Genomic DNA, 13,012 nt, shown 5'->3' with positions numbered 1-13,012 from the left:
ATTATAAAATCCTCCCCAGAATTATTAGTTTATGTATCAGTTTTATAATATCACTTTTTATGATGGGTAAATAAAACGCACGACACCCTGGCGGCGGAGCCGTCAAATATGTCGTGCGTTTTAATTTCTCATAATTGAGATGATGAATGCGAATTCTTGCTATGGTAAAAAGTTGAATTTATAAAATATAAAAATTATTCGCCATCGTACTTAAATGACCCCAAGAGGGAAGTATGTGCCAGCTTATTGCCCGCGCTGTCTTCAATCGTAATATACATTTCGGTTGACCCATTATCACTGGAGAAGGGGGTGTAATTGCTACGTAAATTACCGATGGCATTCCAGGCGGACTTCACGACGGTTTTTAATTCATTGCTTGATAAGGCGAGTGCATCGTCTGACAAGGTGACCATTGTTACGCCACTATCTTTGTCGACATAAGCGCTAGTAATCGTGCCTTTGGTCTTGGTAGGAACCGTTTTAAGTGCGGCTTTATAGTTGGCCAGGTTTTCCCGTTCATTCTTTTCCTTGACTTTTTTAACCTCGGATTTTTCCTTCTGGGATTCTTTACGCTTAGAACTTGCTTTTGATGAAGAAACTTTTTTTGCTGATGATGAAGCTCTTTCAGCTTTAGTGACATGATGTTGTTCGGCGACCTTTGGTTTTGAATGGTGAAAGGCCATTGGCATCCCGACCAGGAGAATGATTAACCCAGCGATCACGAATTCCTTTGGTTTAGTGCGTTCTCCAGTACCTTCTTTATTTTCTCCCAGAGACCCAATAATATAGATTGCCCCAAGTATAATGATGACCCATCCGATAATTCTTATGAACAAAATTGCTCCTCCTAAATTAATGAAACTATTATTTTCGGCTAACACTTAGCCAATCCGACCTGTTAGCCGGGCGTCTGATTTATAGTTTTTAGCAGATATTTAGTAAACACCTCAACGAATCTATGTTTCATAACGTCTGCGAGAATGAATAATATATTCGTTGAAAGATTGCCATGCAAATTAGACGGTACGCTATAGATAGATGAGGAGGTAACTATTCCTTGCCTTGGACTAAAAAAGACGCTTTCATAGTGTATCAAAAATATGGTAATATGCATATCTTTATTTATAATAGGTGTGTTTTTTTAACCGATTAGCTACAGTTAGCATCAGTAGGCCTAGATCCCATTTGCTTAAGAGTCTATCTTGAAAATGTTCGACTGATAGTTTTTATAAGTTTGAACAAAAAAAGGCCGCCCGTGAGTAGGTGCTAACCGTACTCAAGGGGGGTCTTGGTTGTTACTGACAAATTAGTGGTGAATTGAGTCAAGTTTTACTTTAGTAGCCACCATTAGCATACCGGTAATAGTGGGCCTTGCTAACCTTGTGCACCGTTGCCATGCCGACTAGACGGATCTTGTGGTAGCCAACTTTTTTAAGTTTAAGCGTCGGATAGGTTGAACCGCCAAGGGTGAATTTAGTGTGAAAGCGATAGGTGTGCCCCTTTTTGGAAACACTTTTGATGTGGTAAAAGTAAACGTCGGCCTGAGGGGCACCTTCACGAAGACTGTGTTTTGTCAGCCATAATAAGTGATGGCCGCCGATATAATACCCACGCATACTCTTGGGGGTGGTACTGGATGCTGAAGCCGTGTTGGTTGTTGAAACGAATAAACTAACTGCTGAAATGGCGGTCAGAGTGATCGTCAATAATTATTTCTTTTGCATGTTTTCCTCCCATGGAACGTTAGACAGCTTTTAAAGTCGTCAGGTTTGGACTAATTCTTGGCTAGGTATATTGGTTGACATGTGGCACGTTTACAGCACTAGCAATTGCTTCTTTTTTACCCCAAACTCGGTTTGGGTAAACCCAATAGTCGCTTAAACTGACAGATTTCGTTGGCAACGAGATATTCCTGATTCGTCCCGTACGAGTGAGATGGACCGTGGGCCAATCGATGTTGGGCAGTATGGCTATCGGTGACGATGCCTTCCTGAAAAAGTTAGGTCAGTCGTCAGAACCATTTTTTCGTGATCATCCTTCGTCAGAAGAAATTTTAAGCAGTTACCAGGGACATCATTAAATAAGGGTATTTATACTGTTGGTCCCAACACATGAGTTATTTTTTTAAATCGACCGGATTCGCGATAGCCAGATCCATCAGATTATCTGCTGATTTCATTAAATTGATTTTTTAAGACTTAGCGAACCTGGCGACAACTATCACTGTTCAGTATAAGCACAAAGTGACTTAGCAGCAATTAGCAAATATTGATATCAGCCTGACAATCTTGGGAAATCGGCTATAGTCGATGTGAGTGGGGCACCAAACAAAAGGGCACTATGATTGTAACTAACAATCATGGTGTCCTTAGGCACTGTGGCAACTTGACTTAGTGCGCCAATTAATCCTTAGTTCCCAGGTTGTGCCATTGCTTATGCGAGTATTTGTAGGCGGTAATCTTCTTAGATGATACGACGTCCCATTCGTGTTTAGTGGGAATGACGTGACTGCCGTATTTGAAGATGACCCGTTTCTTTTGCGTTGGCTTGAGGTAGGAGGCGGTGCTATGGGTCTTCTTGGAGTATGTCGTATTGAACTTCTTCATGCCCTTGTAGGCTTCAATCCGATAGCCATGGAACGTCTTATAGAGGGGCTTTTTTCCTTTTTGATACCAATTTGCGCCATGTTTTGTGACCGAATAGACCCCCTTAGACGAGGACTTATACTTCCCAGAATTCAGTGTCCAGGCATAGTCACTGCCCGGATGGCCCAACTTATAATGGGTACCTGGTAGGATCTTGTAGGTAGCAAGAACCTTGCCACCCTTGTAGGTGGGGTGACCGGGCTTGATTTTACTGACGGTAATTGTCTTGCGGATGGTCACCCAATGTTCCGTGTTCCAATATGAGCTGGCCTTCACGGTGGCTGGTTTGGGAATGACTAAGAATAGGCTGGCCGAGAGGGTGACGGCCGCTAAGGTGAGACCTTTATGTAAATTCATCAGAATCGCTCCTTCATGCATTACAGCGCTAATCATCTCGCGGTCAGCGTTCATAGAATTAGCTTACTATTTTGTGGACCGTTAGTAAATAGGGTTTGTAACCATACCGCATAAATTGTTGTAACTTGTAATATTTTCTAAGGAAAATAAAAACGACCCGCGATTGGCGAGTCGTCAAATTAGTTAATTAGTCTTCTTCGGCATCCTCAGCGAGCTCTAACCAAATGGTTAACGGTGAAGGGATGTAGTCGGGCCAGTTTTCCATTTGCTTCGCACAACGACTCAGAAGGTGGCTACTGCCATCCTCATCTAGGTCGGTGAAGACGCTCCGGGCCTGATCATTGTCTTCCAGGTCAACCATTAGGGTGGGAACGTTGTGTTTCCATTCCTCTAGCAAGTCTTGGTAAATCACAATCCGCCGGGCTTGCAAGATGGTATAGTCAACACCTTCGTCATGCATTTCTTTCACTAACCGGTCATACTCATTGAAAACCGCGTTCTGGGCTTGTTGCCAGTCAGTCTTAGTATAAGTAATCCGTTCCTCTTTCATCGTCTTATCGACCTCTTTTTACGCAAGATAAAATACGAAAATCTATTTTGAAATCGGCACTTGCTAATGAAATTGCGTCTGTTCACAGTATAGCATTTTCATTAGGAATAGTAAGGGGCGTTGATAAAAAGGTTTGGACCATCTTACCTAAGCATCATCAGCCCAGTAAGTTAATCGCAGTTGACAAGGGTCAAGCCGCCAGGTATATTATTAACTGATTAATATTATACGACGTATAGTATGATTGGAGGTGAGCACATGGCGATTCAGGTACCAACCGAATTGTTGGATGGCAGTGTTTTAGGCTTGTTGACGACGAAGGACTATTACGGATATGCCTTAACCCAGGAGGTGCAGCGGTTCATTCCAATCTCAGAGTCCACACTGTATCCGGTGTTGCGGCGGCTCAAAAAGAATGGGTGGTTAGAGACCTACGATGAACCATTTCAAGGGCGTAACCGTCGTTACTACAGACTAACCAGTAGTGGCTGTGATCGGCTGTACAAGATCCAGACAGAATGGCAGGACTTTAGCGGTGCAATCACAACCTTATTAGGAGGGAAAATTGATGACTGATTATATTCAAGCCGTGACTCAACTATTGGGGCGACTAACCGCGGATGAACGGGCCGACGTCGTTAATTACTATCAAGAGTATTTAATGGATGCCGGTATCCAGACTTACGATGACGCGGTGAGTGAGCTGGGGGTGCCGCGCTCATTGGCGCGCAAGGTTTTGGCGGACTATTCCATTAAGTTAAGTGACCAGGTAACTGCTGAAGGTGATTCACGGACCAAGGACAAACAGGCTAAAACTAATGTTCGGATGGTCTGGTTGATTATCCTGGCCTTGTTGTCGACCCCGGTTACCATTCCAATTCTACTAATCATCTTGCTCTTATTATTGGCCTTTGGCTGTGTTACTTTTGGCCTGATAGTGGCCGCGGGTGCAACCTACTTGAGCCTGATAGTGGCCGGAGTTATAACCCTGTTTGCGGGTATCGCCACGTTGTTGGCTGCCCCTTGGACCGGGATCTTTTACCTTGGGATGGGATTAACGATCCTCGGCACCAGCTGGTTAGTTTGGCTGCTGATTAAATGGGTCGGTCGCTGGCTAATCTGGGGGTTATCCTGGTTCGCCAAGAAAATTTATCATCGATTTATGCCACGTAATCGGGCGGAACGGGGGCGGACTTTATGAAAAAAACAACGAAAATAGCGTTAATTTGCTTGGGGCTGGGATTGGTGTTGGCCGGAATCGGCTGGATAAATCATGGCGACAAAAGCGTCGTCTGGTCCCGCGATCATCGTGACTTTCAGGTGATTGAGCCGCACCAGACGTCAATGAATCCCGAACGCTATCATAAAATTATGGTGAAGACGAAGTCGCGCGTAACCATCCAGGAGGGTGACGCAAATCGGGTGACCGTGACGACGATGACCAATCATCGTAAGAATGCTGTAAAAGCAACGGTTTCTGACGGGACATTAGTGATTACTGGTGGCCAGCCGACCGATCGGCTGTCTCATTTTTTCATCGGTTTTCGAAGTGTCAGTGACTCGTCCGACCAGGTCTTGGTCACTGTACCGCGTGGAACCCAATTAGATGATGTGACGGTTGAAAAGAGTCGTCGTCAGATATCGCTGCGTGGGATTCAGGCGATGACAATGAAGCTGAATAGTGTAACCGATGTTCGGTTAACCAACACCAAGGTTGCCGGTCGTCTCACAATTCAAACCGAAAATGGGGATGTGCAGCTCAATCGGTCGCAGGCCCAACACTTAAGTTTGACTGCGAAAGATGGGGATGTCACGCTCATGAACACGCAAATGCCAGCCAATGACAATCGGATTAGCTCGCAGGACGGGGATATCCGGCTGACGGAAAATAAATTGGGCGGTGGTACTGTCTCGTCCGGGGATGGTGATCTCCATCTGCAAAATAACCGAGTGACTAAAACCTTGAAGGCTTATACCGGTGATGGTGACATTACGGCCCACGTCGATCGCCGAGCGGGAATTGAAACCCGCCTGAATGATACCGATATGGGCGACATTTCGGTGGCGGGTCATTCACAGCAGAGTGGGTATCGGTTGCATCCGCATGCGCCGTCGCAGTATCAGTTAACCTCTGCTGACGGTGATATCACCGTCAGTCTCTGGTAAATAACCTTTAAAAAAAGCTCTGTCGGTCATCGACCAACAGAGCTCTTAGTATATGTAGACATAGAGCGAAGAAATTATTTTTCAAAACCGCAGCGTTTGTAGTGATGGTGCTTATCCCAAGATAGTTTGACATGCTTGAGCTTACCAGCATGGTTTAGGCCCCGACAACGCTTGGAAAAATGGTACTTTTTCCCATGGTTTACCGCAATCCAGACGTGTTTAGTCTTGGCTTGGGCAACGGTTGTAGGCGTTGCTAACGGCTCCACGGTGCCACCTAAAGTGAGTGAGACTAAGAAAAGCATGGCAATCTTTGGTAATGTTTTCTTCATAATACTGATTCCTCCCAGAAGAAATAATAGGTGTGCCGCGAAGATCCGGATGAATTGGTTGCATGAGAGCATATTAGGGATGACTAACCAATTCATGTCGGACTTAGTTGTGAAAAACAACACGCAACTATATTTATGATATTTAATTAAAAAACTTATAGAACAACAAAGCCGGACGATCGTCCGGCCGGGATTTCTTAGTCTTGCTTGTTCTTCAGCAGTGCGACAATTTCTTTTAGATAACGCTCTTCAGCACTAGGCTCCGCGACCTCCGGGGCTTCCTCAGCGGGTTTGGCCACAACCTTATTAATCAGTTTGATTAGTAGGAAGACCACGAAGGCGATGATGAGAAAGTTAATGACAGAGTTAATGAAGGCACCGTACTTGAAGTGCGCACTCCCAACGGTCAAGACTAAATTGGAGAAGTCGATACTCCCAACGAATAGGCCGATGAGCGGATTAATCAGGTTGTTGACCAGTGAATTGACGATGGCGGTGAAGGCGGCCCCGACAATGACCCCAACAGCTAGGTCCATGACGTTTCCGCGGGCAATGAAATCCTTAAATTCTTTTAGCAATGTGTTGGCCTCCTGGTTGAATTGATTATCTTCTATTTTTTACGATCTAGGGCTAAATTGCAATAGAAAGACTCGAATTGAGTTGATGAGTCGCCATTCATCGGTGCCAAAAACAATTTTCCTGTTTTATAAGAATGCAGCTTGCGGTATAATGTAAGTGGTTTCAAAAATATGAGCAAAACAGTGAAAGATTCCATCAATCTTAGCATTTTTGGCCGGATCGCCAAACGTTTTGCTTGCAATCCGTTGTCAGATCAACTATTATCAATTATTGATACTTTTTTGACGTAGTTGGACAACCGACGCGGCTAGTTTCTTTTGCAAACCGAGTAGATTGTCATATATAGGAGGTGATTACCATGCTGAGTCGAACCAAAGAGTTTTTACGGCAACATAACTATCGTTACGAAAAGTCGTATATCCGGCCGTTGATGGCGCCAGAGAGCGTGTACGTTTTCAAGTTCGGTCAAGATTCGCTCAATAACCGGGTAATCATTCGTTACGGTCACACGTGGACGGGACGTCAGCGAATTAACGAGATTGATTTGCGACTGCATAAACAAAAGCACCCCCGCGTGTTCCAAAATGAGGCGGATATGTTGGATTATCTTGAGACACGTCTTGCCCAGCGGGAACAGCAAAACGATGATCATCCATCCGGTGCCGAGAAGGCTTAGGCCATGATGAGCGTCATTTATAGTTAATGTTTAGCGGTGAGCTGGGGACAATGAGTGGTTGTCTCTGGCTCTTTTTATTTGAATTTTAAGGAGGATACACGGCATGCAGTGGACAGAAGTGAGCGTCTTAACGACGAATGAAGCGGTCGAAGCCGTCAGTAATATCTTACAGGAGGCTGGGGCCAGCGGGGTCAAGATCGATGACGCGGCCGACTTTGCCAATTTAAAGCCTGGTAAATACGGGGAGATTGTGGATTTGGCTACCATTCCGCACCGAACGGAGGGCGCCGAAATTACCGCGTACTATCCTGAAACAGTTTTTGTACCCGAAATTTTACCGACGATTCGGCAACGGGTGTCGGACCTGGAGAAGTTTGGTTTGGATGCCACGCCGGGCACGGTGACCACTCAGGCGGTCGATGACGAGAGCTGGGCAACCGCCTGGCAAAAATATTATCATCCCGTCCGGGTTACCCGTTATTTGACGGTGACCCCAAGTTGGGAAGACTATGCGCCCGTTCAGTCTGGTGAAAATGTCATTCGGTTGGACCCGGGAATGGCGTTTGGAACGGGGACTCATCCAACGACCCGGCTATCTATGACGGCCTTAGAGATGGTCGTTCGTGGTGGTGAGTCTATGTATGATGTTGGAACCGGTTCCGGCGTCTTGAGCATTGCGGCGAAGTTAATGGGCGTTGATAAGATCACGGCGTTTGATCTCGATGAGGTTGCGGTGCGTTCCGCGAAGACCAACTTGGACCTAAATCCAGTTGCCAAGGACGTTGTAGCCAAGCCCAACAACCTGTTGAATGGGATTCATCAACCCGTTGATTTAGTGGTGGCCAACATCTTGGCCGAAATCATCTTGCCACTGGTTCCCCAGGCCTGGGAGAACTTAACCCCGGGAGGTTACTTCCTTACTTCCGGCATCATCGCCGACAAATTAACCAGTGTGGTTGAAGCCCAGGAAAAGCAAGGCTTCATCATTGATAACATTTTACAAATGAAGGATTGGCGGGGCGTTATTGCTCACAAGCCAACGGAGGATGAATAGGTATGCAACGATATTTTCTCGACGAACCGGTGACGACTGGTCAGCAATTAAACTTGGACGCCACGACGTATCGTCACTGGGTGCGGGTCTTACGGGCAGAAGTAGGCGATCAAGCGGAGTTCGTTGATAGTACCGCCCACCTGTTCCATGGCGAACTGACTCGGGTCACGGACGACGCGGCCACGGTGACTTTGACGGCCGTGTCAACGCCGGCGGTTGAGTTGCCGGTGTCCGTGACGATTGCCTGTGGCCTGCCGAAACAGGAAAAGGCCGAGTGGATTACCCAAAAAGCGACGGAACTAGGGGTACAGCATATTATTTTCTTTAGCGGCGACTGGTCCGTGGCTAAATGGCAGGGCAACAAGGTGGCGAAGAAGCTCACCCGCCTGAATAAGATTGCCGCTGGGGCGGCCGAACAAGCCCACCGGTTGATTCGGCCCACAGTTAGCTATGCTGATAACTTGGCTGCAGTCTTGCAGACGCCAGTGACGACCACCCTGGTGGCGTACGAGGAGTCGGCCAAGCAGGGGGAACAAAGTGCCCTGAATCAGCAGCTGACCCACCTTCGGCCTGGGGATAGTTTATTAACTATTTTTGGCCCAGAAGGCGGAATTAGCCCCAAGGAGATTCAGATGGCCCAACAGGCCGGAGCCGCTTTAGTGGGCTTAGGGCCGCGGATCCTGCGGACAGAAACGGCACCGTTGTATCTTTTGGCGGCGGTGTCCATGGTCTTGGAACTCCAGCAACCAAGATAACTTAATGAAATCTCACCGAAAACATGCTAAAATAGTTGCAATTATCAAGAGAGATGGGTGAATGAGATGGCGTTCTTAGAGAAGATCGGTTGGCGCTATTGGGTCATTGGTATCATTATGGGGATTGCGTTGCCAGGATTGGCAACACTAGTTGGTATCAGTCCGGTCTGGCGTTTCGGCGGATTGCTCGTGATCATTAATGGTTGCTTAGCCATTGCGATAGGCCGGGCAATTTATCGACGGACACAACCAGGCTGGTGGTTACTGATTTGGCCTATTATTTATCTATTGGGGGCGCTATGGTTTCTCCCACGGTATACGCGATACTTTGCCATTGTTTACCTCTGCGTTTCCTATTTAGCGTATGGCTTAACGCAGACTCGCAAGGAAGTTAAATCTTAAAAACTAAGGGTGGTGGCGTCCAATATGACCAAAGAACGTGTCTGGACGGCAGAAGAAGTAATTGCCAGAGTCGGTAAGTATATGAATGCGGAACACGTTAAGATGGTGGTTAAAGCCTGTCATTTTGCGACGGTAGCCCACAAGGACCAATTTCGCCAATCTGGGGAACCTTACATCATGCATCCCATTCAAGTTGCCGGTATCTTGGCGGACTTAAATATGGATCCCGAAACCGTTTCGGCTGGGTTCTTACACGATGTGGTTGAGGACACCGGGGTTACGTTGAGTGATGTTCGGGAACTCTTCGGGGATGATGTGGCCCTTATTGTTGATGGGGTCACGAAGCTTGGCAAGATCAAGTACAAGTCAAACCGTGAGCAATTGGCGGAAAATCACCGCAAGCTCTTACTCGCGATGTCCAAGGATATCCGGGTCATGATTGTTAAACTGGCCGATCGCCTGCATAATATGCGGACGTTACAACACTTACGGCCGGACAAACAGCGGCGTATCGCCAATGAAACGCTAGAAATTTATGCGCCATTGGCTGACCGGTTAGGGATTAGTACTATCAAGTGGGAACTGGAAGACGTTTCCTTGCGGTACCTTAATCCCCAGCAATACTATCGGATTGTCCACCTGATGAACTCGCGGCGAGATCAGCGTGAGGAATATATTGCCTCGGCCATCAAGGACATTGAGTCGGCGATTAAGGACCTGAAGCTTCAACCGGAGATTTACGGTCGGCCTAAGCATATTTATTCCGTTTACCGTAAGATGAAGGATCAACATAAACAATTCAGTCAAATCTATGACCTTCTGGCAATCCGGGTGATTGTCGATACCATTAAGGACTGTTACGCCGTCTTAGGTGCCATTCACTCACAGTGGAAGCCGATGCCTGGTCGGTTCAAAGACTACATTGCGATGCCTAAGGCCAACATGTACCAATCGCTGCATACCACGGTAATTGGTCCGGAAGGCCGGCCACTGGAGGTTCAAATCCGGACGAAGGAAATGCATGCGGTGGCTGAATACGGGGTTGCAGCGCACTGGGCCTACAAGGAAGGTGTCAAGGACAAGGTCCAAGAGACCAATAGTGGTGACAAACTCAATATCTTCAAGCACATCATTGAGCTACAAGAAGACACTGATGACGCGTCCGACTTCATGGATAGTGTTAAGGGTGAACTGTTTGGTGACCATGTGTATGCCTTCACCCCTAAGGGGGATGTCTTGGAATTGCCTAAGGGAGCTGGTCCGTTGGACATGGCCTATGCCATCCATACTGAAGTTGGTCACCATACGACGGGCGCCACCATTAACGGTAAGATTGTCCCCTTAAACTATGAAATTAAGAATGGGGATATCGTGGATATTCGCACGTCGACTAGCTCCGCTGGACCTAGTCGAGACTGGTTAAAATTGGTCTCAACGCGGCGGGCCCGAAACAAGATTAAGCAATTCTTCCGGCTGAATGATCGAGAACAAAATATCACCCAGGGACAGGAAATGATTGCTCGGTTGCTACGGGAATCCGGATATGACCCGAAGGTCCTCCTGGCTAAGGACAACATGGATAAGGTTCTGGCTAAGATGCATTATCAACACGCCGATGACTTACTGGCGGCGGTGGGCTTTGGCGATGTCCAGCCGCAAGGAGTGGTGAACCGGCTGACCGATGACGTTCGGCAGGCGGCCGAAGATGAACGCCGGCGCCAAGAAGAACGCGAGCTGCTTGAGGAACATCAAACGTTGAAGACGGAACCCGACAGCGAGCGCTGGGCGAAAAAGCGTAAGAAGAAGGATGCTGACACCGTGGTCATCGAGGGCGTCGACAATCTACTGATTCGTTTGAGTCACTGTTGCTCTCCCGTTCCTGGCGATAAGATCGTTGGGTACATTACCAAGGGTCGTGGGGTTTCCGTTCATCGTGATGGCTGTCCGAATGTGAAGAACGCCGAGAAGAATGGCGAGCGGATCGTCGCGGTTCGCTGGGGTGACGTGGCTGGTGATCGAACGAACTACAACGCCGATTTAGAAGTCCAAGGGTACAACCGGAACGGTTTACTAAACGATGTCTTACGGACGATCAATAATAGCACGAAGTACCTGACCTCCATCAATGGTAAGGTCGATCACAACAAGATGGTCACGATTTCCATCAGCATTGGGATTCGAAACCTGGTGGAGCTTCAACGAATTCTGGATAACATCAAGAATGTTCCCGACGTCTACGTCGTCAAGCGGGCATTTCACTAGAGAGGATTTAGAACAATGCGGGTTTTATTACAACGAGTCAGTCACGCACAAGTTAAAATTGATGACCACGTGCAGGGAGCTATTCAGCAGGGCTATTGCCTGCTCGTGGGGGCCGAAGATAGTGATACCAGTGACGAGGTTGACTACCTGGTCCACAAGATTAGCCGGCTACGCGTCTTTGACGATGACGCTGGGAAGATGAATCTCAGTATTCAAGACGTTGGCGGCGAGATCCTATCCGTGTCACAATTTACTCTGTACGCCAGCACCAAGAAGGGTAACCGACCGAGCTTCGTTGCGGCCGGAAATCCGGAACATGCCGAGGCCATTTACGATGAATTTAATCAGAAAATGGCGGCGACGGGGTTAACCGTTGCCACCGGGGTGTTCGGTGCCGATATGCAGGTTGAGTTGGTTAACGATGGCCCTGTGACCATCTGGTATGATACTGACGACCGTTAATCTAAAATGAGGGAGTCGAGGCCAAGGGTTTCGACTCCCTTTTGTGAGAAATTGGAGGAATTTAGATGCGTTACACAGACTACTTCTGGGATTTTGATGGCACGCTGGTCGACACCTATCCGGGGATGGTACGGGCCTTCGCCGCGGCTCTAGTTGCCAGTGGCGTAAACGATTTTGAAATTGATCAAGGGGCCATCATGCAGGCCATGCGGCAGCATAGCTTCGGCACGGCGCTGCAGCAGTTTTGTGCCGAGTATCAACTCGATCAGCACCGGGTTAAGCGGCTGTATGATTTGAAAATGCCCACCGAATTTTCAATCGCGCCGGCCTTTAAGGGCTTAGCGGAAATTCTGACGTGGGTTACCGATCGGGGCGGCCGTAATTTTCTTTTAACCCATCGTGATCATGCGGCCATTGATCGGTTAACGGCGCTCAATGTCTGGTCGACTTTTAGTGGTGCGGTGACCAAGGATGATGACCTTCCTCGCAAACCCGATCCAACCAGTCTATTGAGTCTGTGCCAAGCGTATCAGGTTGATCGCAAGCATGCGGTCATGATTGGCGACCGAAACCTGGATATTCAGGCCGCACAGCGCGCTGGTATGGCTGGGATCCTTTTTGACCCCGACCATCGGATCAATCTTGACTCCCAACCAGTGGTTCGGGTCACTCAATTACCGGAGTTACAGGCTTGGTTGGCCGAATAGCGGAGACAAGAAAAGCGCCTGGGAGAAAAGTCCCAGGCGCTTTTGTGATTGACAGAGCAGAGAGTGCA

Annotated in this window: 16 protein-coding genes; 10 read left to right on the top strand and 6 right to left on the bottom strand. The window is 47.7% G+C overall.

The features are described from left to right. Positions 1–194: 194 nt before the first annotated feature. From LSE01S_RS08615 to LSE01S_RS08600, 4 genes are all read right to left on the bottom strand, one after another. On the bottom strand, positions 195–881 hold the full coding sequence (locus LSE01S_RS08615; RefSeq protein WP_156470505.1) for a hypothetical protein: 687 nt from the start codon (positions 879–881) through the stop codon (positions 195–197). Positions 882–1,334: 453 nt separating this feature from the next. Continuing rightward, entirely contained in the window at positions 1,335–1,706 is a 372-nt protein-coding gene (locus LSE01S_RS08610) for a hypothetical protein (RefSeq protein ID WP_061777230.1), read from the bottom strand. Between the two features lie 696 nt (positions 1,707–2,402). Continuing rightward, entirely contained in the window at positions 2,403–3,002 is a 600-nt protein-coding gene (locus LSE01S_RS08605; protein ID WP_061777229.1) for a hypothetical protein, read from the bottom strand. Between the two features lie 187 nt (positions 3,003–3,189). Continuing rightward, a complete protein-coding gene (locus LSE01S_RS08600) occupies positions 3,190–3,552 on the bottom strand; it encodes a hypothetical protein (RefSeq protein ID WP_061777228.1) in 363 nt (120 codons plus the stop codon). A gap of 258 nt (positions 3,553–3,810) precedes the next feature. On the opposite strand from LSE01S_RS08600, the gene LSE01S_RS08595 reads away from it, so the two are divergent. The 3 genes from LSE01S_RS08595 to LSE01S_RS08585 are packed head-to-tail and all read left to right on the top strand — an operon-like array spanning position 3,811 to position 5,718. Further along, entirely contained in the window at positions 3,811–4,128 is a 318-nt protein-coding gene (locus LSE01S_RS08595; protein WP_061777227.1) for a PadR family transcriptional regulator, read from the top strand. After that, positions 4,121–4,753 (top strand): DUF1700 domain-containing protein, encoded by a 633-nt coding sequence (locus tag LSE01S_RS08590; RefSeq protein WP_061777226.1) that lies wholly within the window; start codon positions 4,121–4,123, stop codon positions 4,751–4,753. The genes LSE01S_RS08595 and LSE01S_RS08590 overlap by 8 nt, the downstream gene beginning before the upstream one ends. After that, a complete protein-coding gene (locus LSE01S_RS08585) occupies positions 4,750–5,718 on the top strand; it encodes a DUF4097 family beta strand repeat-containing protein (RefSeq protein WP_061777225.1) in 969 nt (322 codons plus the stop codon). The genes LSE01S_RS08590 and LSE01S_RS08585 overlap by 4 nt, the downstream gene beginning before the upstream one ends. A gap of 74 nt (positions 5,719–5,792) precedes the next feature. Here LSE01S_RS08585 and LSE01S_RS08580 read toward each other — a convergent pair whose 3' ends face one another. Both LSE01S_RS08580 and mscL read right to left on the bottom strand, forming a co-directional pair. Next, positions 5,793–6,047 carry a hypothetical protein gene (locus tag LSE01S_RS08580; protein WP_061777224.1) on the bottom strand — a complete coding sequence of 85 codons (255 nt, stop codon included), beginning with the start codon at positions 6,045–6,047 and terminating at the stop codon, positions 5,793–5,795. Positions 6,048–6,244: 197 nt separating this feature from the next. Next, entirely contained in the window at positions 6,245–6,625 is a 381-nt protein-coding gene (mscL, locus tag LSE01S_RS08575) for a large-conductance mechanosensitive channel protein MscL (protein WP_061777223.1), read from the bottom strand. Positions 6,626–6,984: 359 nt separating this feature from the next. Between mscL and LSE01S_RS08570 the strand changes: the two genes are divergently transcribed. The 7 genes from LSE01S_RS08570 (at position 6,985) to LSE01S_RS08540 (ending at position 12,944) form a co-directional block, all read left to right on the top strand. Continuing rightward, positions 6,985–7,302, top strand: a complete 318-nt coding sequence (locus LSE01S_RS08570) for a hypothetical protein (RefSeq protein WP_082622325.1) — start codon at positions 6,985–6,987, stop codon at positions 7,300–7,302. A gap of 103 nt (positions 7,303–7,405) precedes the next feature. Next, on the top strand, positions 7,406–8,356 hold the full coding sequence (gene prmA / locus LSE01S_RS08565) for a 50S ribosomal protein L11 methyltransferase (RefSeq protein ID WP_061777221.1): 951 nt from the start codon (positions 7,406–7,408) through the stop codon (positions 8,354–8,356). A gap of 2 nt (positions 8,357–8,358) precedes the next feature. Then, on the top strand, positions 8,359–9,111 hold the full coding sequence (locus tag LSE01S_RS08560; protein WP_061777220.1) for a 16S rRNA (uracil(1498)-N(3))-methyltransferase: 753 nt from the start codon (positions 8,359–8,361) through the stop codon (positions 9,109–9,111). A gap of 66 nt (positions 9,112–9,177) precedes the next feature. Next, complete coding sequence (locus LSE01S_RS08555; RefSeq protein ID WP_061777219.1) at positions 9,178–9,513, top strand: hypothetical protein; 336 nt, start codon at positions 9,178–9,180, stop codon at positions 9,511–9,513. Positions 9,514–9,537: 24 nt separating this feature from the next. Then, on the top strand, positions 9,538–11,775 hold the full coding sequence (locus tag LSE01S_RS08550) for a RelA/SpoT family protein (RefSeq protein ID WP_061777218.1): 2,238 nt from the start codon (positions 9,538–9,540) through the stop codon (positions 11,773–11,775). 15 nt (positions 11,776–11,790) lie between these two features. Further along, entirely contained in the window at positions 11,791–12,237 is a 447-nt protein-coding gene (gene dtd / locus LSE01S_RS08545; protein ID WP_061777217.1) for a D-aminoacyl-tRNA deacylase, read from the top strand. 65 nt (positions 12,238–12,302) lie between these two features. Beyond that, positions 12,303–12,944 carry an HAD-IA family hydrolase gene (locus LSE01S_RS08540; RefSeq protein WP_061777216.1) on the top strand — a complete coding sequence of 214 codons (642 nt, stop codon included), beginning with the start codon at positions 12,303–12,305 and terminating at the stop codon, positions 12,942–12,944. Positions 12,945–13,012: the final 68 nt, after the last annotated feature.

The organism is Levilactobacillus senmaizukei DSM 21775 = NBRC 103853, from assembly GCF_001592085.1.
GTDB lineage: Bacteria > Bacillota > Bacilli > Lactobacillales > Lactobacillaceae > Levilactobacillus > Levilactobacillus senmaizukei.
This window is presented reverse-complemented; position numbering and strand designations above follow the sequence as displayed.

What these genes read in the sequence shown, in the direction of transcription:
- LSE01S_RS08605 (WP_061777229.1), bottom strand. Translation starts at nt 3,002, where the DNA reads ATGAATTTACATAAAGGTCTCACCTTAGCGGCCGTCACCCTCTCGGCC.
- LSE01S_RS08600 (WP_061777228.1), bottom strand. Translation starts at nt 3,552, where the DNA reads ATGAAAGAGGAACGGATTACTTATACTAAGACTGACTGGCAACAAGCC.
- LSE01S_RS08595 (WP_061777227.1), top strand. Translation starts at nt 3,811, where the DNA reads ATGGCGATTCAGGTACCAACCGAATTGTTGGATGGCAGTGTTTTAGGC.
- LSE01S_RS08590 (WP_061777226.1), top strand. Translation starts at nt 4,121, where the DNA reads ATGACTGATTATATTCAAGCCGTGACTCAACTATTGGGGCGACTAACC.
- LSE01S_RS08585 (WP_061777225.1), top strand. Translation starts at nt 4,750, where the DNA reads ATGAAAAAAACAACGAAAATAGCGTTAATTTGCTTGGGGCTGGGATTG.
- LSE01S_RS08580 (WP_061777224.1), bottom strand. Translation starts at nt 6,047, where the DNA reads ATGAAGAAAACATTACCAAAGATTGCCATGCTTTTCTTAGTCTCACTC.
- LSE01S_RS08570 (WP_082622325.1), top strand. Translation starts at nt 6,985, where the DNA reads ATGCTGAGTCGAACCAAAGAGTTTTTACGGCAACATAACTATCGTTAC.
- prmA (WP_061777221.1), top strand. Translation starts at nt 7,406, where the DNA reads ATGCAGTGGACAGAAGTGAGCGTCTTAACGACGAATGAAGCGGTCGAA.
- LSE01S_RS08560 (WP_061777220.1), top strand. Translation starts at nt 8,359, where the DNA reads ATGCAACGATATTTTCTCGACGAACCGGTGACGACTGGTCAGCAATTA.
- LSE01S_RS08555 (WP_061777219.1), top strand. Translation starts at nt 9,178, where the DNA reads ATGGCGTTCTTAGAGAAGATCGGTTGGCGCTATTGGGTCATTGGTATC.
- LSE01S_RS08550 (WP_061777218.1), top strand. Translation starts at nt 9,538, where the DNA reads ATGACCAAAGAACGTGTCTGGACGGCAGAAGAAGTAATTGCCAGAGTC.
- dtd (WP_061777217.1), top strand. Translation starts at nt 11,791, where the DNA reads ATGCGGGTTTTATTACAACGAGTCAGTCACGCACAAGTTAAAATTGAT.
- LSE01S_RS08540 (WP_061777216.1), top strand. Translation starts at nt 12,303, where the DNA reads ATGCGTTACACAGACTACTTCTGGGATTTTGATGGCACGCTGGTCGAC.